The sequence below is a fragment of the Microtetraspora glauca genome (assembly GCF_040656155.1).
Classification (GTDB): Bacteria; Actinomycetota; Actinomycetes; order Streptosporangiales; family Streptosporangiaceae; genus Microtetraspora; species Microtetraspora glauca.
Window position 1 is genome coordinate 297,443 of the sequence record NZ_JBFALK010000007.1, and the last position, 21,207, is coordinate 318,649.

At 71.0% G+C, this 21,207-nt stretch carries 18 protein-coding genes; 10 read left to right on the forward strand and 8 right to left on the reverse strand.

The genetic code is table 11. The features are described 5' to 3' along the window. Positions 1-74 precede the first annotated feature (74 nt). Positions 75-1,505 (forward strand): MATE family efflux transporter, encoded by a 1,431-nt coding sequence (locus tag AB0I59_RS15910; protein WP_061258409.1) that lies wholly within the window; start codon positions 75-77, stop codon positions 1,503-1,505. A gap of 60 nt (positions 1,506-1,565) precedes the next feature. Here the strand turns inward: AB0I59_RS15910 and AB0I59_RS15915 are convergent, their stop codons facing one another. Then, positions 1,566-1,991 carry a hypothetical protein gene (locus AB0I59_RS15915; protein ID WP_358133365.1) on the reverse strand — a complete coding sequence of 142 codons (426 nt, stop codon included), beginning with the start codon at positions 1,989-1,991 and terminating at the stop codon, positions 1,566-1,568. Between the two features lie 350 nt (positions 1,992-2,341). Between AB0I59_RS15915 and AB0I59_RS15920 the strand changes: the two genes are divergently transcribed. Next, a complete protein-coding gene (locus AB0I59_RS15920) occupies positions 2,342-4,765 on the forward strand; it encodes a bifunctional metallophosphatase/5'-nucleotidase (RefSeq protein ID WP_061258405.1) in 2,424 nt (807 codons plus the stop codon). A 97-nt stretch (positions 4,766-4,862) separates the two neighbouring features. On the opposite strand, the gene AB0I59_RS15925 is transcribed toward AB0I59_RS15920, so the two are convergent. Then, positions 4,863-5,819 (reverse strand): EamA family transporter, encoded by a 957-nt coding sequence (locus AB0I59_RS15925; RefSeq protein ID WP_358133367.1) that lies wholly within the window; start codon positions 5,817-5,819, stop codon positions 4,863-4,865. Between the two features lie 94 nt (positions 5,820-5,913). On the opposite strand from AB0I59_RS15925, the gene AB0I59_RS15930 reads away from it, so the two are divergent. The 4 genes from AB0I59_RS15930 (at position 5,914) to AB0I59_RS15945 (ending at position 11,890) form a co-directional block, all read left to right on the forward strand. Further along, positions 5,914-6,804: a LysR family transcriptional regulator gene (locus AB0I59_RS15930; protein WP_358133369.1), complete on the forward strand. Its 891-nt coding sequence runs from the start codon at positions 5,914-5,916 to the stop codon at positions 6,802-6,804. A gap of 117 nt (positions 6,805-6,921) precedes the next feature. After that, a complete protein-coding gene (locus AB0I59_RS15935; protein WP_061258403.1) occupies positions 6,922-10,215 on the forward strand; it encodes an ATP-binding protein in 3,294 nt (1,097 codons plus the stop codon). A gap of 44 nt (positions 10,216-10,259) precedes the next feature. Next, positions 10,260-10,904 carry a hemerythrin domain-containing protein gene (locus AB0I59_RS15940; RefSeq protein WP_061258402.1) on the forward strand — a complete coding sequence of 215 codons (645 nt, stop codon included), beginning with the start codon at positions 10,260-10,262 and terminating at the stop codon, positions 10,902-10,904. Next, positions 10,904-11,890 carry a pyridoxamine 5'-phosphate oxidase family protein gene (locus tag AB0I59_RS15945; RefSeq protein WP_358133373.1) on the forward strand — a complete coding sequence of 329 codons (987 nt, stop codon included), beginning with the start codon at positions 10,904-10,906 and terminating at the stop codon, positions 11,888-11,890. Before AB0I59_RS15940 ends, AB0I59_RS15945 begins: the two co-directional genes overlap by 1 nt. Here the strand turns inward: AB0I59_RS15945 and AB0I59_RS15950 are convergent. The 6 genes from AB0I59_RS15950 to AB0I59_RS15975 all read right to left on the reverse strand — a co-directional run bounded on the left by AB0I59_RS15950 (position 11,871) and on the right by AB0I59_RS15975 (position 16,757). Next, the gene (locus AB0I59_RS15950; RefSeq protein WP_358133376.1) at positions 11,871-13,658 is read right to left on the reverse strand and encodes an ABC transporter permease; all 1,788 of its coding nucleotides are present in this window, start codon (positions 13,656-13,658) and stop codon (positions 11,871-11,873) included. The genes AB0I59_RS15945 and AB0I59_RS15950 overlap by 20 nt on opposite strands. 5 nt (positions 13,659-13,663) lie before the next feature. Beyond that, positions 13,664-14,404 carry an ABC transporter ATP-binding protein gene (locus AB0I59_RS15955; RefSeq protein ID WP_358133379.1) on the reverse strand — a complete coding sequence of 247 codons (741 nt, stop codon included), beginning with the start codon at positions 14,402-14,404 and terminating at the stop codon, positions 13,664-13,666. Further along, positions 14,401-14,934 carry a PadR family transcriptional regulator gene (locus AB0I59_RS15960; protein ID WP_358133381.1) on the reverse strand — a complete coding sequence of 178 codons (534 nt, stop codon included), beginning with the start codon at positions 14,932-14,934 and terminating at the stop codon, positions 14,401-14,403. The genes AB0I59_RS15955 and AB0I59_RS15960 overlap by 4 nt, the downstream gene beginning before the upstream one ends. Positions 14,935-15,148: 214 nt before the next feature. After that, positions 15,149-15,400 (reverse strand): hypothetical protein, encoded by a 252-nt coding sequence (locus AB0I59_RS15965; protein ID WP_358133383.1) that lies wholly within the window; start codon positions 15,398-15,400, stop codon positions 15,149-15,151. A gap of 129 nt (positions 15,401-15,529) precedes the next feature. Further along, positions 15,530-15,955 (reverse strand): VOC family protein, encoded by a 426-nt coding sequence (locus AB0I59_RS15970; protein WP_435830973.1) that lies wholly within the window; start codon positions 15,953-15,955, stop codon positions 15,530-15,532. Between the two features lie 181 nt (positions 15,956-16,136). Next, the gene (locus AB0I59_RS15975) at positions 16,137-16,757 is read right to left on the reverse strand and encodes a group II intron maturase-specific domain-containing protein (RefSeq protein WP_358133387.1); all 621 of its coding nucleotides are present in this window, start codon (positions 16,755-16,757) and stop codon (positions 16,137-16,139) included. A gap of 682 nt (positions 16,758-17,439) precedes the next feature. Here AB0I59_RS15975 and AB0I59_RS15980 point away from each other — a divergent pair. The 4 genes from AB0I59_RS15980 (at position 17,440) to AB0I59_RS15995 (ending at position 21,197) form a co-directional block, all read left to right on the forward strand. Then, entirely contained in the window at positions 17,440-18,048 is a 609-nt protein-coding gene (locus AB0I59_RS15980) for a dihydrofolate reductase family protein (RefSeq protein WP_358133389.1), read from the forward strand. 53 nt (positions 18,049-18,101) lie between these two features. Next, complete coding sequence (locus tag AB0I59_RS15985) at positions 18,102-18,425, forward strand: YciI family protein (protein ID WP_358133392.1); 324 nt, start codon at positions 18,102-18,104, stop codon at positions 18,423-18,425. Further along, a complete protein-coding gene (locus tag AB0I59_RS15990) occupies positions 18,422-19,657 on the forward strand; it encodes an RNA polymerase sigma factor (RefSeq protein WP_358133394.1) in 1,236 nt (411 codons plus the stop codon). The genes AB0I59_RS15985 and AB0I59_RS15990 overlap by 4 nt, the downstream gene beginning before the upstream one ends. A gap of 655 nt (positions 19,658-20,312) precedes the next feature. Next, entirely contained in the window at positions 20,313-21,197 is an 885-nt protein-coding gene (locus tag AB0I59_RS15995; RefSeq protein ID WP_358133397.1) for a DUF2268 domain-containing putative Zn-dependent protease, read from the forward strand. Positions 21,198-21,207 lie beyond the last annotated feature (10 nt).

Genomic DNA, 21,207 nt, shown 5'->3' on the forward strand with positions numbered 1-21,207 from the left:
CGGTTCGACCGATCCCGCGGGGCGGCCGGGCAGCCGGCCGACGCGAGCCCCCGCCCAGCACGATGTGAGGAGCCATGCCCCTTTCCCGATTCCGCCAGGACGTCAAGCCCCTGGCCGCCCTCGCCGTGCCGCTCGCGCTCACCCAACTCGCGCAGGTCGCCCTCACGACCACCGACACCGTCATGATGGGCCTGATCGGGATCGAGGCCCTGGCCGCCGGAGGGCTCGCGCTGGTCCTGTTCAACCAGCTGCGCACCATGGGTGTCGGCCTGGTGACCGCCGTCGGGAACCAGGTCGCCGCCGCGTCGGCCCGCGCCGAGACCGCCGAGGCCGGCTCGGTCCAGGGGCACGGTCAGGACGTGGACCGGGCCGGAGACGACGTCCGCGAGCTACTGCGCGCGGCGCTGGCCGTCGCCACCCTCGCCGGCGTCGTCGGCGCCGTCCTACTCGTCCTTTCCGGGCACGCGCTCACCTGGCTCGGCCAGGACGCCGCCGTGGTGCGGCGCATGCAGCCCATGCTGGTCGCGCTCGCCCCCGGGCTGCTGCCGTGCCTGTGGTTCCAGGCCGTCCGCCAGTTCACCGTCGGCATGCGCCGCCCGCAGGCGCTCCTGCGCATTACGCTCGCGTCGGTGGCGGTCAACGCCGGCCTCAACTGGGTCCTCATCCACGGGTCGTGGGGGCTGCCCAAGATCGGCTTGCCTGGCATCGGCGTCGCCACCTCCCTGGTGTACTTGCTCTCGTTCGTCGCGCTGTACGCCTCCGCGCGGCGGGACCCCGTCCTCGCCCCCATGCTGTCCCTGCGGGTGTGGCGGGCCAGGCCCGCGACCCTGCGCCGGCTGCTCGGGCTCGGGACGCCCATCGCCGCGACGTACGGTTCCGAGGCCGGTTTCTTCTCTGTCGTCGCCCTGCTGATCGGGAGCTTCGGCAGCTCGGCGCTGGCCGCGCACACCGCCGTCAACCAGCTCGTCTACATCGTCTTCCAGGTGTCGGTCGGGCTCTCGCACGCGGCCTCCATCGGGGTCAGCCGCGAGGTCGCCCTCGGCCGGGCCGGGGCCGCGGCGCGCATCGCCCGTACCGCCCTCGTGTGCGGTGCCGCCGTCATGACTGTGGTCGGGCTGGTGTATCTGGCCGTGCCCGAGCTCGTGTTGCGCCCGTTCCTCGACCCGTCCGGAGGCCAGTACCGGCAGACGCTGGACATCGCCGCGTCGCTGCTCCTGGTCGCCGCCGTTCTCCAGTACGTCGACTGCGCGCAGAACATCGGTGTGGGCCTGCTGCGGGGCCTCGACGACACCAGGAGCGGTTTCCGCATCACTCTCGTCGGCTACTGGGCGATCGGGCTGCCCGCCGCCTGGCTGATCGGCGCCGTCGCGGGTGCCCACACCGTGGGTGCCTGGCTGGGGCTGTTGACGGGCCTGGCCGCCACGGGCGGTCTTCTGCTCCGGCGCTTCCACCGCTCCCTGGCAGCGCACGGCACGCGGACGCAGGCCGTGGAGTCACCCGCCTGACCACAGAACATCGTGACCTGGCCGGCGGAGTCGGATCACATCTCCACGGACTACAAGCGATCAGCCTCTGAAGCTCCGCCGCCAGCGCGGCGCCCGCCAGCACGGCGGTGGTGCCGGCGTTCGCGGTCCCGAGGCGGGCAGCGCTCCCGCGCGGGTCCGGGGCCGCGCGTGCAGCAGGGTGACCGTGAAGTGCTCGCTCCAGATCAGGATCGCGCTGGTGACGGCCCCGAGCAGGAAGAGATGGACCAGCAGCCAGCGGGGTGCGGGCAGCGCGTCGCCCGCCAGGGCCGCCAGGACGGTGAGCCCCAGCCAGACAACCACGACCGCGTTGGCCTTCAGCAGGCGGCTCGCCCGGCTGCGGGGCTTCGCGGGCGGTTCGAGTGGTGTGGGCGTTCCCGGAGCTCCCGGTGTCGCGGGTGTCGCGGGCCGTGCCGGTGCTCCGGGTGGCCGTCCGGATCCGGTCGGCGCCTCGGCCGAGGTCATCATGGGCTGCCTTCCTGCCGGAGGGACGCGCGACCGCGTCCGCGATCCGGTGGCGCCCGCCGCGCCCGGCGCGATCCCATGCTGGCACGCCGGCGGGGGCGTTCCCGTGGGACCTTCAGCCCTGATCCGGGGGACGATCGGCCGTTCTGTACGCAGACGTTCGTGCGCCTTGTAGCGCTCGGCGCCGCCGGCGAGGAGTCAGGAGGCGTGGGCGTGGTGGAAATCGTGCATTTTGACCTTGAAGTCCAGGACTGCTGACTCGCACCGTAAACTGGCCCTTTTGCTTCGCCCTGGCAATGCTATGCCTTATGTTTACGTTTGCTAGATCTGCCCGAACTCACGGGGCACCCCGTATGCGCCTGCGGAGGCGTCTGGCTCCGCTGGTCGCGATGGCCACGATGGCGGGGGGCCTGGTCGGCGCGCCGCCGGCGCTTGCCAATGACTCTGTCAAGATCGACATCCTCGGGATCAACGACTTCCATGGCCGACTGGAGGCGAACGGTCAGGAAGCGGGAGCCGCAGCGCTGGCGACCGCGGTCAAGGGGATGAGGGCAGAAAACCCCAATACCATCTTCGCCGCGGCGGGGGACCTGATCGGTGCCTCGACGTTCACTTCGTTCATCCAGCAGGACAACCCGACCATCGATGCGCTCAACGCGGCCGGTCTCGAGGTCAGCGCGGTCGGCAACCACGAGTTCGACCGGGGCTACGACGACCTGATGAACCGGGTCATCCCGCGGGCCACGTGGGAATACATCGGCGCCAATGTCAAGGTCAAGAAGGAGCTCCAGGACAGGTACAAGGAGCTCACCGAGTCCTGGGTCAAGGAGGTCGACGGGGTCAAGGTCGGCTTCGTCGGCGCGGTGACCGAGCACCTCGACGAACTCGTCACCCCCGCGGGCATCTCCATGCTCGACATCCTGGACATCCCGAGCGCGGTCAACCAGGTCGCCGACGAGCTGAAGGCCAAGGAGGGGGCCGACATCGTCGTGCTGCTCGTCCACGAGGGTGCCGCCACCACGCGATACGAGTCGGCAACCGACCCGACGAGCGACTTCGGCAAGATTGTGAACGGGGTCGACAAGAACTTCGACGCGATCATCTCCGGCCACACCCACCTGGCATACGACCACAAGGTCCCGGTCAAGGAGTGGCAGGACGAGAAGCGTCCGGTGACCGTGCGCCCGGTCGTGTCGGCGGGTCAGTACGGCTACAACCTCAACAAGATCACGTTCACGTACGACAAGACCAAGAAGCAAGCGGTCAACGTCGACTCGAAGATCGTCCCGCTGACCGAGAAGCAGGCGGACGGCTCGTGGAAGCCCCTCTACGGCGTGGATCCGACGGTCAAGGGAATCGTGGATGACGCCGTCGAGGTGGCCAAGAGGGAGGGTGCCCGCAAGCTCGGTGAGATCACCGCGGACTTCAACCGGGCCCGCCAGGCCAACGGCACGACCGAGAACCGCGGTGGCGAATCGACCCTGGGCAACCTCGTCGCCGACGCGCAACTCGCGGGTGCTCGCACCACCGACCCATCCACTGAGATCGCTTTCATGAACCCGGGCGGGCTCCGTACGGACATGAAGTACCGGGCCGGAGGCAAGGAAGACGGCACCGTCACCTACAAGGAGGCGGCCGAGGTCCAGCCGTTCGCGAACACCCTGGTCACGATGACCCTGACCGGTGAGCGGATCGCCAAGGTGCTCGAGGAGCAGTGGCAGCCCGAGGGGGCCAGCCGGCCGTTCCTCAAGCTCGGCGTGTCCAAGGGACTCTTCTACACCTACGACCCGAGCGCGCCCAAGGGCCGGCACATCACCTCGGTCACCCTCGGCGGAAAGCCGCTGGACCCGGCCAAGTCCTACCGCGTGGTCGTGAACTCGTTCCTCGCCTCGGGAGGGGACAACTTCAGCACCCTGAACGAAGGGGCGGACAAGCGGGACACCGGCCAGGTCGACCTTCAGTCCATGGTCGCCTACCTGGGCGAGAACTCCCCCGTCGCTCCGGATTACGCGCAGCGCGCGGTCGGTGTGCGGTTCGACGCGCCGCAGGGTGGCTTCAAGGCGGGTGACACGGTGACGGTCAACCTGTCGTCGCTGGCGTTCACCAGCAACGAGCCGAAGGATGAGAAGGTCACGGCTACGTTCGCCGGCCAAAAGGTCGGCACGTTCGCGGTCGACGCCACGGCCGGCGCGAACACCGACAACACCGACGAGGTCGGCCGTGCGACCGTCGGGTTCGCGGTGCCCGCTGACCCAGCGCAAGGGGGCGCGACGAGCGCGGACCTCGTCATCGCCGGTGAGACGACCGGCACGACGGTCACCGTAGCGATCCCGCTGGCGGACACCAGGCCCGCGTGCACGGTCACGATCACCGGCCGCCACGCTGGACCCCTCACGGCGAGTTCCGGCGTCACCTGCCTGGACGGAGCAGTAGTCTCCGGGCCGGTCACGGTGCAGAAGGGCGCGAGCCTCTACGCGACCGGCGCCAATGTCAGCGGGCCGATCAGCGCCTCGAAGGCCGCCGGTGTCTCGCTGAACCGGACGACTGTCAGTGGTCCGGTGACGGTCAACGGTGCCACCGACAAGCTCACCATCGTGGACTCCACGGTGATCGGTCCGGTCAGCTTGACCGACAACCGCGTGACGGATGCGCCGGTCGTGTCCGGTAACCGGATCAGCGGGCCGTTGAGCTGCAGCGGAAACTCCCCGGCGCCGGCGAATAACGGCAAGGTCAACACCGTGTCCGGACCCAGGACCGGGCAGTGCAAGGGGCTTTGACCCGCTGATGTGGTAGTCCAAGTCGGATCAGGGGCGGTGGCGTGAAAACGTTCTGCGCCGCCGCCCCTCGCGCTCATGGCTCCGACGACGACGATTCTCATCGGACGGTCCTCTCCTTGACGATGTTCAGGACGGAGGTGCGCGGACCGGTACGCGTGGGAAGCTGCGCCGCGACGATCGCGGCAAGCGAGAGCGCGAAGCCCACGAGTTGGATCGGGCCGAGTGTCTGACCGAGCAGGACGGCGCCGAGAAGCGCGGCGACCATCGGTGAGAGTAGGCCGAGGACCGCGACGGAGGTGACCGGCAGCATGGTGACGCCGCGGAACCACAGGACGTAGGCGATCAGGCCTCCGAACAGGCCCAGCCAGAGGTAACCGAGCACGGCGGGCCCGTCCACCGCGGGCGGCGGGCCCTCCATGAGGAACGTGACGGGCACCAGGAACAGGCCGCCGGCAGTGAGCTGCCAGCCGGCGAACGCGGTGGGTCCGACTCCGGCGGGACGCCCCCAGCGCTTGGTGAGCGTCACCCCGAGAGCCATCGTGACGGCCCCGGCGAGGCCCGCCACGAGCCCGACGCCGTCGAACGCCGCGTTCGGGCCGATCACCACCAGGCCGACGCCTACGACGCCGATCACCCCCCAGACGAAGCGCCGTGCGGACGGGCTCTCATGAAGGATCGCCATGGCCAGGACGGCGACGATGATCGGCTGGGCCGCGCCAAGAGTGGCGGCGACGCCTCCCGGCAGCCGTTCGGCCGCCGTGAACAGGAATGGAAAGAACAGGCCGATGTTCAACACGCCGAGCACCGCCGCTTTCCCCCACCACGCCCCGCGCGGCAGGGTTCGCGTGATCGCCAGGGCGATCAGGCCTGCGGGCAACGCGCGGAGCAGTCCCGCGAACATCGGATGTCCCTGGGGGAGAAGCTCGGTGGTGACAACGTACGTCGTGCCCCACACGACGGGCCCCAGCGCCGTCACTGCGGTGCGCGACAGGTTCCCATAGGTGGCGCCGCTATCGGTTTCGACGGAGATCGCGTGTGCAGCCGTGTTCGTCATGAAGCCAGTCTCGGACGACGCACATCAATGAGTCCAATGCATGTTTTTCACTCCATCCATCGTGATAGACGATGGATCAATGGAGCTTCAGCAAATGCGCTACGTAATCGCCGTCGCCGAGACGAACAGCTTCACCCGCGCCGCCGAGCGATGCCTCGTCGTCCAATCCGCCCTCAGCCACCAGATCGCACGCCTGGAGCGGGAACTCGGCGCCAGGCTCTTCGACCGCACCAGCCGCCGGGTACGGCTGACGCCCGCCGGTGAGGCGTTCCTTCCCGCCGCCCGCCAATGCCTGGACGCCGCCGAGCGAGCCGCCGCCGACGTCGCCGCGGCCGTCGGAGAGATACGCGGACGGCTCACCGTGGGCGTGATCCCCACCGTCGCCGCTGTCGACATCCCGGCCGCGCTGCACGACTTCCACCGGCGGTATCCGCGCGTGCGCATCGGCCTGCGCGTAGGCGCCAGCGAGGAGCTGGTCGAGCATGTCAAGCAGGGCGCCATCGAAGTGGCCTTCCTCGGGCTGCCGGCTACGGCCCGCCCTCAAGGCGTACGCGCGTACGAACTGGCCCGTGACCGGCACGTCGCCGTGGTCGCTCCCGCTCACCCGCTCGCGAAGGAGCCGGATGTCGACCTTCGCCGGCTGTCCTCGGAGGTGTTCGTGGACTTCCCGGCCGGGACAGCCGGCCGCATGCAGTCGGACCAGGCGTTCTCCGCCGCGGGCCTCGTCCGCGACGTCGCCTTCGAGGTGACCGCGGCGGATCTCATGGCCCGGCTCATCCAGCAAGGTCTCGGCGTCGCGATGCTGCCGTCCACCTACACGCCCCAGCTCACCGGCGTGGCCACCATCCCGGTGACCGATGCGCCCGCCCGCGTCGAGCACCTGGTCTGGAGCCGCTTCGGCCTCACGCCCGCGGCGACCGCCTTCCTCACCGTCCTCGGCATCCCGTCCGAGCTCCTCACGGGGCGGAACCGGCAAGACCCGTGAACCCGTCCGGGCCTCGTCCACGCCGACGGCCCGGGCGGCCGGTTCCCGCCGCGGTGACGGTCGGGCCAGAAATGTCACAACTGGACCGGTTGAAAGGCGCCTCCCTACCATTGGCCCGTGCGGCTGAACGTCCTCGGACCCATGGAACTCATCGTGGCCGGGCAGGCCATACCGGCCGGACCGCCGAAGCAGCGAGCCCTCCTGGCCCTCCTCGCGATGCACGCCGACCGCGTGCTCCCCGTGGACCTCCTGACCGACCGGCTGTGGTCCGGCAACCCGCCGGCCAGCGCCCAGGGGAGCCTGCAGGTCTATGTCTCCAACCTGCGCCGCCGGCTGGAGCCCGCCCGGCGGCCGGGCACGACACCGACCGTCCTGGTCAGCGCCGCCGACGGGTACGGCCTGATGACCGGAGGGCTCGGCCTCGACACGAGGGACTTCGAGACGCTCGTGTCGGCCGGGTCCGGCTATCTGGCCGAGGGGCGGCACGAGGAGGCGGCGGCCGCCCTCGCCGAGGCGCTCGGCCTGTGGCGGGGAGACCCGTACGCGGACGTGCGTTCCGAGGAGTGGGCGCAGCCGGAGATCGGCCGTCTGGAGCAGGTGCGGCTGGACGCGGTGGAGGGGCTGGCCGCGGCCCTGCTGGAGCTGGGCCGCCACACGGACGTGGTCGCGCGGCTGGACCCGTTCGTCCGCGAACACCCCCTGCGGGAGCGTGCCTGGGAACTGCTGGTGCTGGCCCACTACCGGGCGGGCCGGCAGGCGGCGGCACTCACCTGCCTGCGCAGGGTGCGGGAGGTACTCGCCGGGGAACTGGGCATCGACCCCGGGCCGCGGTTGCGGGAGCTCGAAGGCGCGGTGCTGCGCCAGGACGCCACGCTGCTCCCGCCGGAGCGGCCCGCCACGCCGCAGGTCCCGCAGCGGCCTCTGGCACGGACGACGGCACGCAGGACTCCCGAGTCCGCGGCGGACCAGCCGGTCTTCGTCGGCCGCGAGAGCGCGCTGCAGTTCCTGAACGAGGCGGCGAAGGCGTCGTCCGCCACCGGGCAGATCGTGCTGGTGGACGGCGAGCCGGGCGTCGGCAAGACGAGCCTGCTGAAGCGGTTCCGCGCGACCGCCGACGTGCCGGTCGGCTGGGGGTCGAGTCCCGACCACGAGACCGCGCCCGCCCTGTGGCCTTGGGAACGGGTCCTGCGCGCCCTCGCCGCCGCGGCCCCGGAGGCCGCCCTGCCCGACGAGGTGGGCACGTTCCTGTCGGGCGGGCTGGAGGCGATCCCGGCGTCCGACGCGCAGGGGGCGCGGCTGCGGTTCTTCGAGGCGGTCGGCACGTTCCTGGCCGGCGTCGGCCCGGTGATCGTCGTGCTGGAGGACATCCACGCGGCCGACGACGCGACGCTGCGGCTCCTAGTCCACGTGGCGTCCACCGCCCGGCCGGGCCTGCTGCTGGTGGCGACCTTCCGGCGGCACGAGGCGTCGGCGCTCACCGCCACACTGTCGGCGCTGTCGCGGCTCGGCGCGCGCAGACTCGGGCTCGACGGGCTCGCCACCGAGGAGGTCCGCGCGCTCGTCCGGGAGTTGTCCGGCCGCGACCCGGGCAGCCGCAAGGCCGAGGAGCTGCGCGGGCGCACCGCCGGGAACCCGTTCTTCCTCGCGGAGCTGGCCCGGGCGGGAGAGGAGCTGCCACAGGGGGTGCTGGACGTCGTGCTGCACCGGGTGGCGGGCCTGGGGGAGGAGGCGGCCCGCGTGCTGGAGCTCGCCGCCCTGATGGGCGACGAGTTCGAGGCGGGCGTCCTGGCCCAGGTCGCCGGCGGCACGGTCGGCGACCTGCTGCCGCCGCTCGACGCGGCCCTCGACGCGGGGCTGATCCGGGAGTCGTCGTACCAGCTGGGCGTGTACGAGTTCGCGCACGCCCTGGTGACCGACGCGTTGCTGTCGCGTCGGTCGCGGCTGTGGCGGGCCGGCGTGCACGAGCAGGTCGCGGGAGTCCTCACCCGCGTCCACGGGGACCGGGACGACCGCGCGGCGGTGATCGCGCGGCACTGGCTGGCGGCGGCGGAGCTGGGCGCGGAGCCCGCCCGCATGGCGATGGACTACTCCGCCCGCGCCGCGCGGGCGGCCCTGCGGCGGCACGCGCCCGACGACGCGGCCGTGTCGTGGCAGGAGGCGCTGGCGGCGGCCGAGCTGGCCGGAACCGGCGCGGCCGAGCGGTTCGAGCTCGCCGTCGGGCTGGCAGAGAGCCGCTACGCCGCCGGGCGGTTCGACGAGGGCTACGAGGCGGTCGAGCAGGCGCTCGCCATGGCCGGCGCCGATCTGGACAAGGCCGTCAGGGCCGCCGACATCGCGATGGGACACGGCGTCTGGGTGCCTTTCCGGTACGGCCTTGACGTGGCCGCCGTGCGGGACGGGGCGGACCGGGCCGTGCGAGAGCTGCCGCCGTCCACGTCGGCCTGGGCGACGGCACAGGCCGTCCGGGCCGTCGTGCTCGCCCAGACCGGTCGCGAGGACGAGGTCGGCCCGGTCTCGTCGCAGGCCGTGGCGGCGGCCGAGCGCCTGGGCGACCCCGCCCTGCTGCGGCGGGTGCTCCACCTGCGGCTGCTCGCCATGCAGGGACAGGACTTCATCGAGCAGCGGGCCGAGACCGCGTGGCGCCTGCTGGCCGAGCCGGACCTGTCGTCCCAGCTCAGGGTGATCGCACAGCTCCACCTCGTCGTTCATCTCGTGGAGCACGGCAGGGTGCCGCAGGCTCGCGCGCTGCTGACGGAGATCGACATGCTGCTGCGCGACCTGCACAATCCCACGCTGGCGATGCAGGCGGCGGTGGCGCACGTGGGACTCGACCTGTTCCAGGGCGTGCCGGACCCGACCCGCCACTTCGAGCCCGTCAGGGCGACGCTGTCGTTCACCGATCTCGCGTACTTCGAGGTGAGCATGCTCGCCGTACGGGCCGAGACGCTCATCCACGAGGACCGCCTCGGGGAGGAGGTGGCATGGGTCGAGGAGATGTTCCGGCGTACCGGCCTGGCAGGGCCCGCCTACGTCCTGGCGTACGCGCTGGCGGAGCTGGGCGAGTACGAGCGCGCCCGGCGGCTCCTGCGTGAGACCCCTCCGCCGCCGCGCGACTACCACTGGGCGATGGCCACCATGTGCCGGCTGCACGCGGCGATCCGGCTCGGCGAATCGGACGTCGCGCGGGAGGTCTACGACGCGTTCCGTCCCTTCGCCGGGCTGCTGCACGTGAACGGCACCTGCACCACCGTCGACGGGGCGTACGACGGCCACATGGGAGAGGCGCTGCTGGCGCTCGGGGACCGCGAGGGGGCGCTGGCCCACCTGCGGGAGGCGGTGCGCCTGCTGGAGCAGGCGGGCGCGGGCTACTGGCTGGCAAGGGCCCGACAAGCCCTCGACAAGTGCACGTAGAGGCGGGTCGCGCACTCTGTTCCCGACACGTGAGGGGACAGAAGATGATCACACCAGAACACCTGACCGGCTTCCTGATGATGCACGCCGGTTTCCGCGCCGAGTTCGGCCGCCTGGCCGAGCCGTGCGGCAACCCGCGCGACGACGCGCACGAGGAGCTGCTGGAGGAGCAGCTCGCGCTCGTGCTGGACATGCTGCACGCCCACCACTCGCACGAGGACGACGGCCTGTGGCCCACGCTCGTCGGCCGCGCCCCGGAGGCGGCGGACGCGCTGGCCGAGCTGGAGTCCGAGCACTCCGTGCTCGACCCGCTCATCGCGGCCGCCTCCGATCGCGGGGTGCCCCTGGCCGAGCGCGCGCCCATCCTGCGGCGGCTGCACGAGCTCGTCAACGAGCACCTCGACCACGAGGAGCGGATCGCCGTGCCGCTCATGCTCCGCCACCTCACCCTCGACGACGTCGAGGCCGACAAACGCCAGGCGATGGACGACTTCGGCCGCCGCCGGGTCCCCGTCATCTTCGGCTGGCTCGCCTCGAGTGCGGACGCCGACCTGCTCGCGGCGTCGTACGCCGACCTGCCCGTAGTGGCCCGGCTCATGTTCCGCCTGTTCTGGTGGCCGGCCTACCGGCGGCGTTTCACCCGCCTGTACGGCGCCACCGCCCCCGCAAACGCTCTCTTGGAGTCGTGATGACCACATCCGCATCGACCACGTGGCCGCGCGAGGCGGCCGAGATTCTCGACCGCGCCATGGTCTGCGAGTACGCCTCGCTCACCCGCGACGGCCGGCCCGTCACCTGGCCCGTCACGCCGTACGTCGGCGCGGGCGGCACGCTCGACGTGAGCACCGGGCTCACCTACCCCGGCAAGGCCGAGCGCGCCCGGCGCGACCCGCGCGTCGCGCTGCTCTACTCCAGCGCCGAGGGCACCGAACTGGACCGGGCGCCCATCGTCCTCGTGCAGGGCCGGGCGACCGTACGCGACGCGGATCTGCAGGCCAACACCGACAGGTACGTCCGCGAGTCGCTCGCCAAGACCGGTGCCGGGTTCGCCGGGATGCCGTGGTTCCTGGTGAAGCGGCTGGGGTGGTATTTCGCCCGCATCTGGGTGGAGGTCACACCCGAGAGGATCGTCTGGTGGCCCGAGGGCGACCTGTCCAGGACACCCGAGGTCTGGACGGGCCCGGGGGACGTCGCGGTCCCCGCCTCCGATCCCGCCCCCACGGGCCGGCTGCCGAGCCGGTTGGCCCCGCCGGCGGACTGGCGGCCCTTCGCCGACCGTGCGGCACACCTGGGCGAGCCCGTCGTCACCATGGTCGCCGACGGTATGCCGCTGGCCGTGCGCACCCGCTCCGCCGTACGCACCGAGGCCGGCTTCGACCTGCGGCTGCCCGCGGGCGTCCAGGCGGCCGAGGGGCCGGTGTGCCTGACCTTCCACCGCCACGGCCCGGCCATGGAGTGGCAGGAGAACGTGGTGCTCGTCGGTGCCGCGACCGGAGAAGGCGACCGGCTGAGCGTGCGGGTCGAGCGGGCCCTGAACGACTGGAGCCTCTCCGGGAACCGCCGCGAGCGGAACCGCTCGTTCCTCGGCCAGGGCAGGATGCTCAGGAAGCGCCTGAAGGCCGAGGCCGCCCGCCGCGGCCAGCCCGTCCCCCGCGTCACGCTGTTTCGGCGCTGAGGGTCTGCGCCACGGGTCGGCGGGCCGCCAGGCGTGCGGGCAGGGCGGTGAGCGCCGCCGTCGCCACGAGAGTCGCGAGTGCGGCACCGAGCAGCCAGGAGGAGGGGGGGTCGGCCGGATTCCCGGCGGCGAAGAGCGAGAGCAGGCCGACGCCCAGAGGGATGCCGATGACCGAGCCTGGCAGGCTGGGCAGGAGCTGGGCGATGGACAGCCCCGCGGAGATCTGTCCTGGGGTGGCGCCGAGCGTACGTGCGATGGCCATGTTCGCCCGGGCCTCTATGGCAGTGGTCCAAGTGAGCGTGATGGTGTTCACGACGGCGAGTGCGATCAGCAGGATGGTGACGGCGAGCATCAGCCGGCGGTCGTGAACCTCTCGCAGGTTGGGCAGGACGGAGGAGCCGCTCAGGCCATAACCCCTCTCCGGCTGGGCGTAGAGGGTCAGCAGGGCCACGATCGCGATCACCGTGGTGGCGGTGGAGCACGCCTGCAGCACGGCGCGGCCCGGCCGGCGGGCGGTCAGCCGCAGCCCGAGCAACAGCGGCGTGGGCAGCAGCGCTGACAGCGCGGTGAGCCAGGGTCGGTGACGGGGCCGGCGCGCGGTGGCGGTCAGCGCCGTGACGGTCGCCGTGCGCATGGCCCGCAGCGTGGGACGCAGCGTGGACAGCACCGCCACCGCCACGGCGAGGACGGTCGCCGTGGCGACGGTGGCACCGCCGGGCCCGGCCGCGTCGCCGATCCGGCTGGCGGTGGGGCTGGCGATGGCGGGCACGGTCAGGCGGGCGATCACCAACCCCAGCGTGTCGCCGGCCAGCGCCAGCGCCAGGTACTCGCTGAGCAGGACGGTGGCGATCAGTCCCGGGGCGGCCCCGACGGCCTTGAGCAGCCCGGCCCGGCGCGTCTGCTCGACGGCGCGTCCCGCGGCCAGCGCCGCCACTCCGGTGATGGCCAGGAAGCTGAGCAGCCAGCTACCGACGACCAGGATGGGCTGGCTGCTTCTGAGGATGACCATGTCCTGCTCGGCCGTGAACTGCCAGGAGCGGAAGTTGGTCACGGCGGAGGCACGGTGGGCGTCGAGGAAGGCCTCGGTCGCGGCGGGGTCGCGCAGCTTGAGGTCCATGGCCAAGGTCACCGGGAGATCGTGTGACGACGCCAGTGTCCGGGCATCTGATCGGGTCATCCAGGCCAGGCCGCTGTAGTCGCTGGGACCACCGCCCGGGCCGATCTGCGCCGCCCAGGGGTAGATGGAGGTGGCCGCGGTGACGGCGATCCCGACGACGGGGTACGACCGGCCGGCGATGGTTACGTGGTCGCCGACGCCGACGCCCAGCGCGGTGGCGAAGCCGCGTTCGAGGACCGTGCCGCCGGAGCGTACCCAATGACCCGAGGTCACCAGCGGCCGGTTGACCGCGCCGGGCGTCTCGGCGAAGCCGTGCACCACCACTGGGGACAAGGTGGAATCGCGCGTGGTGAGGTCGGCGTAGACGACGCGATAGGGGCCATGGTGGGCGACCACTTCGGGAGCGTCCGCCAGCGAGGCCAGGGCCGAGGTCACGGCGGGGCCCGCGTCGCCGGAAAGTGCCACCACGTCCGGCCCGGCGGTGGCCGCGCGGGTCTGCTCGTACAGCGCGTCGCTCACGCCGCGCAGGGACAGGCCCAGGGCCATCGTGGCGGTGGCCACGGTCACCGCGAGCAGGAGCATCGCGGCTTGGACCTTGTGCCGGCGCACGTCGGCCAGCACGAGGCGGACGATGAGCACGATGGAGCCCATGGCGTTCAGTCCTCCAGCCCGATCAGCCCGCCGAGCCCGCGCGTGTGGGAGCCGGCCAGCCGGGTGTCGTCGACGAACATCCCGTCGCGCATCGAGACCAGCCGATCCGCCGTGGCCGCGACCCGCTCGTCATGCGTGACGATCACGAAGGTCTGCCCCGCGGAACGCAGCTCCTCGAAGATTCTCAGCACATCGAGGGTCGCCGCGGTGTCGAGGTTGCCGGTCGGCTCGTCGGCCAGGACGACCAGCGGGTCGTTGACCAGCGCGCGAGCGACGGCGACCCGCTGACGCTGCCCTCCCGACAGTTGCGACGGCAGGTGCCGGGCGCGGTCGGCGAGCCCGACCCGTTCCAGCAGCAGGTTCGCGTGCCGCCTGGCCTGGCGGCGCGAACGCCCGGCCAGCAGCGCGGGCAGCTCCACGTTCTCGGCGGCTGACAACTCCTCCACCAGATGGAAGGCCTGGAAGACGAATCCCACCGACCGGCGCCGCATGCGCGCCAGAGCTCGCTCGCTCAGGGTGTCGATGCGCTGACCGGCCAGCCACACCTCCCCGTCGCTGGGCCGCTCCAGGCCACCCAGCAGGTGCAGCAGGGTGGATTTCCCGCAACCGCTCGGCCCCATCACGGCCAGCATCTGGCCTTCGGGCACCTCCAGGTCGACGTCATCGACCGCCCGGACCCGGCCCTGCCCCCGACCATGCTGCTTCACCAGGCCGTGGACACGAACCACGGCACTCGACACGTTCATGCGCCCTCGGATTCGTCATCGACCTTGGACCAGGCCCGCTCGCAGGCATCCAGCCAGCGCAGGTCCGCCTGCAGCCGCAGCACGACCCCCTCCAGCAGCAGGCCGGCGCCCGACCCCGCCGGCTCGGCCAGCGCCGCCTGCTGCACCTCACGCAAGCGGCGCAGCAGCTCCCGGCGCTGCGCCGCCACCAGCTCCACCGGGTCGGCCAGCCGGGCCGCGGCGGCAGCGGCGAGCTTGAGGTGGAACTCCGCCAGGTCCGGTTTCGGCCAGCCCACCTCGGCCAGCCAGGCGGCCACCCGTTGCTGCCCGGCCGGCGTCAGCGCATAGACCTTGCGCTCCGGCCGCTCGGGCAGGCCGTCCGCCCGCTCACAGACAACGAGCCCCGCTCGCTCCAACCGGGCCAACGTCACATAGATCTGACCGCGGTTCATCGACTCGCCCAACGGGCCAAGACTGCGCCGCAGCCGAGCGTGCAAGTGGTACCCATGCGACGGCTCCTTGGCGAGCATCGCCAGCACTGCGTCCTGCATGTCACCCCCTAACGGTTGGCCAATAGATAGCGGTTACCCATGGAAGGTGTCAAAACGCTACACGCGGCGATCTCCTGGACTGACCCGCCGCCAACTGAGGGACGGAGGGAAAGGCAGAGGTAATGGGGCGGGCCGGTGGACCCGTCCCGCCGAGGACGGTGAACCCGTGCGGAAGACTCCATGGTTCTCATAAACGAGTGATTCCGAGAGAAGATCACCAACACGCCTCACGGGAGGGCCGACAGCCTTTCGCGTACTCGTGGCGGGCCTTGCGCTGGGCCGGGACCGATGCGGTGCCGTCGAGCGGCTGGCAGCGGTCGAGAAGCTGGCGGTGGACCGTGGGTGCGGTGGTGACACGCAGGCTGTAGCCCTGGCCGCGCCGTACGGTGACGCCCTGGTCGAGTGCGGCCCGTTCGACGTCCTCCAGGTCGGCAGCGCGGAGGAAGTCGGCGACCTTGCCGGGCATGTCGAGGACGACCGGTAGGTCCGAGGCCGTGGGACTCGGGTAGGCGGACCTTGGCTAGCAACTCCTGGCTGATCGGGCGGTTCAGAACCTCGATGATCTCGTTCGGCTGCATGGTTCGGTTCCTCCTTCTCAGCGCAGTTGCTCGGCCAGCCCGACGATGATGCCCTCCGGGCCGCGGAGGTAGCAGAGCAGATAGCTGTCCTCGAACCGGGCGATCTCGCCGACGAGTTCGGCGCCGTGAGGGCGCAGGCGGGCAACGGTGTCCTCGATGTCGTCGACGGCGAACATGACGCGGTGCGTGCCCAGAATGTTGTGCGGCCGGTTGCGCGGCCCGGCGCTGATCACCGCTGGGCTGCGGTACTTCGCCAGCTCGAGCCGACTGTGACCGTCCGGGGTCCGGACCATCGCGATGTCACAGCGGACGCCGTCGAGTCCGGTGCACTGGTCGGCGAAGAGGCCCTCGACCTCCGCCCTGCCCTCCAGCTCCATACCGAGTTCCACGAAGAACGCGATGGCGGCATCCATGTCCTCGACGACGATGCCGACGTTGTCCATCCGCTGAATCGCCATGCTGGTTTCTCCTTCTTCCTCGTGCGGCCGGTGATGTCGGGGTGTCGGGTTGGGTCGGACCGGGGCGCCCTGCCGTGATTGCTCACGGTGGGTTTCCCCGGCCCGCCCGCCGCACCCGGCGTGCGCGTCTCCACGCACCGGGCGCTCCACGTGCCTTGCCCGCTGGTCAGGTTCCTGCGGGTTCGGCGGTCCAGGGGGTCGGAATGTTGCCGCCGCGATAGCGGTAGCGTTCGATCCTGGCCTTGGACGCGCCGGTGAAGGCGGTCCCCTGGTGGGCGATCCTCCAGCCTGTGTCGCAGAAGCGACGCCTGAACTCGTTCATGCTGAGGCGGGCTTTGCCCGCGTATTTCCGGCGGATCCACCGCATCGACCGGTCCCACGTGTGGGCGTCGATCAAGCCGAAGATCGCCTTTGATACTCCATGCCGGAAGTAGGTCGCCCACCCGCGCAGCATCCGGTTCAAGCTGAGGATCAGCTCGGCCGGATCCTGATCGCGGGTTGACCTGTGCGTCTTCGCCGACACCTTGTCCTTGATCGCTTGGACGGCTTTCTTGGACGGCTTGGTGTAGACGAAGAACTTGTTCGTTCCTCGTTTCCGCTGGCGGCGGATGTGGTGCCCGAGGAAGTCGAAGCCCTCGTCGATGTGGACCACGCGATTGGTCTGCATCCTCCGTACCGCACGCTCGGCCGACCAGGGGTCCGGCCAAGCGCTGGCACCGATATTCACCGGTGCGTCTTCGGACATTGCGTTCCCTTCGTTGACTGGCACGCTGCCGCCCTTCCCCATGCACGCGGCTCTCCCGCGCTCGGAGTACTACGACGGCTCCGCCCCATCCGCGCCTTCGGCCGACGTCGGGCCTGTCCCGGCACCGCGTGTCTGGACGGCGCGCAGCCGGGAACGGATCACGGACGGTTCCCACGTTCACTGCTGTCCGATCGACGGGTTAGGCACCCGGCTCTACCCTGCGACATCGCCACGGCTACGCCGTAGTCCTTCACCGTGGCCTCCGGGCCCAGGCTCTTAAGACCCGACCCGAAGTTCCCCGCCCACGCGATGCCGAGGGGGCGGGGGCGCGCCGCTTGCCAGCCCGAATCCACCGGGTTAGAGCTGGTAGACACGTCAAGAGGCGTAGAGACACCGGTTCCTCGCGTATACCGTCCCGTCTCGCTCACCGCGCCCGGCCCATCCGGTAGTGCTGGACCGGCGCGACTTTGTCGAGGCTGCTCCCGCCCTCCCCGGCGACTCCCGGCTCGGGCTGCCTCCAGCTTCACCTCGTCCGCGCTGGGCGCGCTCGAGGAAGTTGAGCGCCGTCGCCGCGAAGCCGTCGTGCTGTCGGATCGCTGACGACCGGCGTCCCGGAAAGCTCTTCAAAGACATCCGGGAGGCGGTGTCGGATCGGGGCGGTGGTGTTCGTAGCAGGGGTGAGGCCGCCCGCAAGGGGCGGCACCAAGGTGAAGGAACCGCGATCATGAGGCTGGCGACCATGACCCAGGTCACCCTCGATGGAGTGATGCAGGGAAACGGCGGTGCGTCGGATGACCGCAGGAACGGATTCGAGCGCGGCGGATGGGCCCGGGGGAAGGGCGACGACGAGACCAGGACGTTCATCACGCAGACCTACCAGCGCGCCGAGGCGTTCCTGTTCGGCCGGCGCACCTACGAGTTGTTCGCCGGCTCCTGGGGATCAATCGACCAGATGCGCGCACATCCCATCGGCGTGGCCTTGAACGAGGCCCCCAAGTACGTTGCCTCGACCACGCTCACCGCGCCGCGTTGGGAGGACACGACCGTTCTCCGCGGTGACCTCGCGGCGGCCATCAGCAAGCTGAAGGCCAAGCCCGGGGGTGAACTGCAGGTGCACGGCAGTGGCATCCTGACTCGGTGGCTGCTGGAGAACGATCTGGTCGACGAGATGACTCTGATCACCGTCCCGGTGGTCGTCGGCCAGGGCACGCGGCTGTTCCCGGAGACCGGTCCGGATCTTGCGCTCGACCTGGTCGAGTCGCGCGTCGACTCCAAGGGCGTGACGATCCAGGTCTACCGGCCGGCCGGGCGCCCGCGGTATGCAACGGCCTGAAGTCCCTGACCACCGAACCACGCTGCCTTGACACCACAGGAGACGATCTTCAGATGCGGTACCTGGTTTCCGTAATCGATGACAAGAGCAATCCCGGCAGCACGGACAGGCAGCCTGCCATCAGCGCGTTCAACGAACGACTGATCGCCGAGGGCTACTGGGTTTTCGCGGGCGGACTCGCGGACACCGACGCGGCCACGGTCATCGACAACCGGGGCGAGCAGGCGGTGTTCAGCGATGGGCCTTTCGTGGAGTCGAAGGAGTACCTCGCCGGCGTCTGGGTGTGGGAGGCCCCCGATCTGGATGTGGCGCTCAAGCTCGCCGCCGATGCGTCGAAGGTCTGCGATCGGAAGGTCGAGGTGCGGCCGTTCCAGTGAGCGACGTCGAGGAGGCGATCACCCGGGCCCACCACGAGGAGTGGGTGCGGGTGGTCGCCTCCCTGACCAGGCGCTTCGGTGACCTCGACATCGCCGAGGAGGCGGCTGCCGAGGCGTTCGCGACCGCCGTCGAGCGGTGGCCGGCGGGCGGCGTACCCCCCAACCCCGGCGCCTGGCTGACCACAACCGCCAACCGCAGGGCCATCGACCGGATCCGGCGCGAGAACAAGCGCGATGACAAGCACAAGAAGGCTCAGATGGTCTACGACCACGACCCGCCCGAGCCTGTCGGCGCCATCGACGACGACCGGCTCCGACTGATCTTCACCTGCTGTCACCCGGCGCTGGCGCTGCAGACCCGCGTAGCGCTGACGCTGCGCATGGTCGGCGGTCTGACCGTGCCCGAGATCGCCCGCGCCTTCCTGGTGCAGGAGACCGCCATGGAGCGGCGGATCACCCGCGCGAAGGCCAAGATCAAGGCGGCCTGCATCCCCTATCGGGTACCGGCCGCGCAGGATCTCCCGGCACGCGTCTCCGGCGTACTCGCCGTGCTGTACCTGGTGTTCAACGAGGGCTATCTGGCGACCGGCCCCGGCACCGATCCCCTACGTCACGGCCTGACCGCCGAGGCGATCCGGCTCACCCGCCTGATCCGTGCCCTCATGCCGGACGACGGCGAGGTGGCCGGGCTGCTGGCGCTGATGCTCCTCACCGAGGCCCGCGGCACCGCCCGGGTCTCGGCCAGCGGCGAACTGGTCCCCCTGGCCGAGCAGGACCGTGGGGCCTGGGACGCGGCGCTGATCGCCGAGGGGCATCGGCTGGTGCGCCAGCGCCTCGCCGCTGCCGCCGCCGGGGCCGCTCCGGGCCGCTACCAGATCCTCGCCGCGATCAACGCCGTGCACACCTCCGCCCGCGACATACGCGACACCGACTGGTCACAGGCCCTGGCCCTCTACGACCAGCTCGTCCGCCTCGATCCCTCGCCGATCATCGCCCTCAACCGGGCCATCGCGGTCGCCGAACTCGACGGCCCGCAGGTGGCATTGGCGGCCGTCGACCGTCTCGCGGACGCGTTGGCCGGCTATCACGCCTACCACGCGACCCGCGCCGACCTGCTGCGCCGGCTGGGCCACAGCCAGCAGTCACGCGCGGCCTACGACAAAGCCATCGAGCTGGCGGGCAACACCGCCGAGACCGCCTACCTGACCCGCCGCCGCGACCAACTGCGATAGCGCCCACAGATCCCGATCAAAACCCCGCGCGCAGCGGCGGCCGACCCCGGGGCGCCCCTGCCGATGCATCCCGCAACCTGTCGCGCCCGCGACGGGTCTCTGCTTCTTCGGCACGGTCGACTCCAGCCCGGCGGTATCCCACGCTTCCCGCCGGCGAGGACAGGGCCGGACGAAAGGTCTTCTGTGCTTCTGCGCGGGCCCCGGAGGACCTTGGCCGACTGTGCCCTGGGCGGCGTGGGCGCTCGGAGCGGCGGCGAACGGCGGTACGCGTCTGGCCGTGGTGTGGTTCCACGGTAGGCCCCCCACTCGGGTCCGTGCCACCAGCCGCAAGGTAGCTCCGCGTGACGGGTTGGATGGCGATATCCGATCATCGCGGTCGCGGTGCTGTGTCTGTCGGGTCGCGCCGACAGGCCTCCGAGGAGGTTCTCTGGCGTAGTTGGCGACGGCGGGGCGCAGCGGTGGATGCCGTTCACCGCGGACCGCAAGACCGAGGAGCTGCGCACGCTGGAACAGCGGCTGACCAAGTTGTGTGAGTCCATCGCAGCGGCGAACCGCCGGTCGCGACGGGCCTGGGTGACGGCATGCCCAGCTGTATCTCGACGAAGAGCGCCGCTGGTTTGACCTTGACGCTGCGTCAACTTCTAGCATCGGGGCCATGTCGATCACTGTTCTTGACACCTACTCCGCCATGAGGCGGATCCTGCTGGCCCCGGTCGCGGACCGCGTTGACCTGCTGCGTTCGATGCTGGAGGCCAACGCGGGCATGTACCGCTACCACCCAGGCGAGCTCGACCTGGTAGCCGTACACCTCCAATCGTCCGGGTTCCCCATCGACCGCGACGAGGAGCGTTGCCTCGACGCGCTCGAAACCCTGGCTGCGGCCGGGGCCTGGGAGCGGATGCAACGCGCGCTCGACAACGCTCTCGCCGTACTGCTGGAGGCGACGCCGGGGCTGGAGGCCCCGGACATCACCGTGCTGTTCGTCCTCGGCGATCCGGGTGACGAGCACTTCATGGGTCCCTGCCAAGGATTGACCGGGTTCGGCGGCATCTCGGGCCACATCGCCATCACGTTCTGGCCCTTCCCCGAGAACGTGGAGCGGCTGGAGGCCACCGCCGTGCACGAGCTCAATCACAACCTGCGTTGGAGCCCGGGCGGGGTTGTGTGGGACCCGATGACCGTCACGGTCGGCGAGCACATCGTCGGCGAGGGCCTGGCCGACGCCTTCGCCCGCCAGCTCTACGGCGACGAGCTTGGCCCCGCCCGCATCGGCGTGCCGCACCTGCACGACGACGAGGTCTTCGCCAAGGTGCTCACCGGGCTCGACGTGACAGGCATGCAGAACTTCACCGCCTGGGTGCACGGCGACCCCGGCGCGGAGCACCTCGGCGTCGCCCCGGTGGGATTGCCGATGGGCGCGGGGTACGCCGCGGGCAACCGGCTGGTCGACACCTACCTGGCGGCGACCGGGCAGACGGCGGCGCAGGCCCTGCTCACCGACGCCTCGGAGATCATCGCGACCACGCTGCGCCGCGGGTGACAATGGAACG

What these genes read in the sequence shown, in the direction of transcription:
- AB0I59_RS15980 (WP_358133389.1), top strand. Translation starts at nt 17,440, where the DNA reads ATGAGGCTGGCGACCATGACCCAGGTCACCCTCGATGGAGTGATGCAG.
- AB0I59_RS15940 (WP_061258402.1), top strand. Translation starts at nt 10,260, where the DNA reads ATGATCACACCAGAACACCTGACCGGCTTCCTGATGATGCACGCCGGT.
- AB0I59_RS15970 (WP_435830973.1), bottom strand. Translation starts at nt 15,955, where the DNA reads ATGGACAACGTCGGCATCGTCGTCGAGGACATGGATGCCGCCATCGCG.
- AB0I59_RS15915 (WP_358133365.1), bottom strand. Translation starts at nt 1,991, where the DNA reads ATGATGACCTCGGCCGAGGCGCCGACCGGATCCGGACGGCCACCCGGA.
- AB0I59_RS15960 (WP_358133381.1), bottom strand. Translation starts at nt 14,934, where the DNA reads ATGCAGGACGCAGTGCTGGCGATGCTCGCCAAGGAGCCGTCGCATGGG.
- AB0I59_RS15995 (WP_358133397.1), top strand. Translation starts at nt 20,313, where the DNA reads ATGTCGATCACTGTTCTTGACACCTACTCCGCCATGAGGCGGATCCTG.
- AB0I59_RS15955 (WP_358133379.1), bottom strand. Translation starts at nt 14,404, where the DNA reads ATGAACGTGTCGAGTGCCGTGGTTCGTGTCCACGGCCTGGTGAAGCAG.
- AB0I59_RS15910 (WP_061258409.1), top strand. Translation starts at nt 75, where the DNA reads ATGCCCCTTTCCCGATTCCGCCAGGACGTCAAGCCCCTGGCCGCCCTC.
- AB0I59_RS15965 (WP_358133383.1), bottom strand. Translation starts at nt 15,400, where the DNA reads ATGCCCGGCAAGGTCGCCGACTTCCTCCGCGCTGCCGACCTGGAGGAC.
- AB0I59_RS15930 (WP_358133369.1), top strand. Translation starts at nt 5,914, where the DNA reads ATGCGCTACGTAATCGCCGTCGCCGAGACGAACAGCTTCACCCGCGCC.
- AB0I59_RS15975 (WP_358133387.1), bottom strand. Translation starts at nt 16,757, where the DNA reads ATGGGGAAGGGCGGCAGCGTGCCAGTCAACGAAGGGAACGCAATGTCC.
- AB0I59_RS15985 (WP_358133392.1), top strand. Translation starts at nt 18,102, where the DNA reads ATGCGGTACCTGGTTTCCGTAATCGATGACAAGAGCAATCCCGGCAGC.
- AB0I59_RS15950 (WP_358133376.1), bottom strand. Translation starts at nt 13,658, where the DNA reads ATGGGCTCCATCGTGCTCATCGTCCGCCTCGTGCTGGCCGACGTGCGC.
- AB0I59_RS15945 (WP_358133373.1), top strand. Translation starts at nt 10,904, where the DNA reads ATGACCACATCCGCATCGACCACGTGGCCGCGCGAGGCGGCCGAGATT.
- AB0I59_RS15925 (WP_358133367.1), bottom strand. Translation starts at nt 5,819, where the DNA reads ATGACGAACACGGCTGCACACGCGATCTCCGTCGAAACCGATAGCGGC.
- AB0I59_RS15920 (WP_061258405.1), top strand. Translation starts at nt 2,342, where the DNA reads ATGCGCCTGCGGAGGCGTCTGGCTCCGCTGGTCGCGATGGCCACGATG.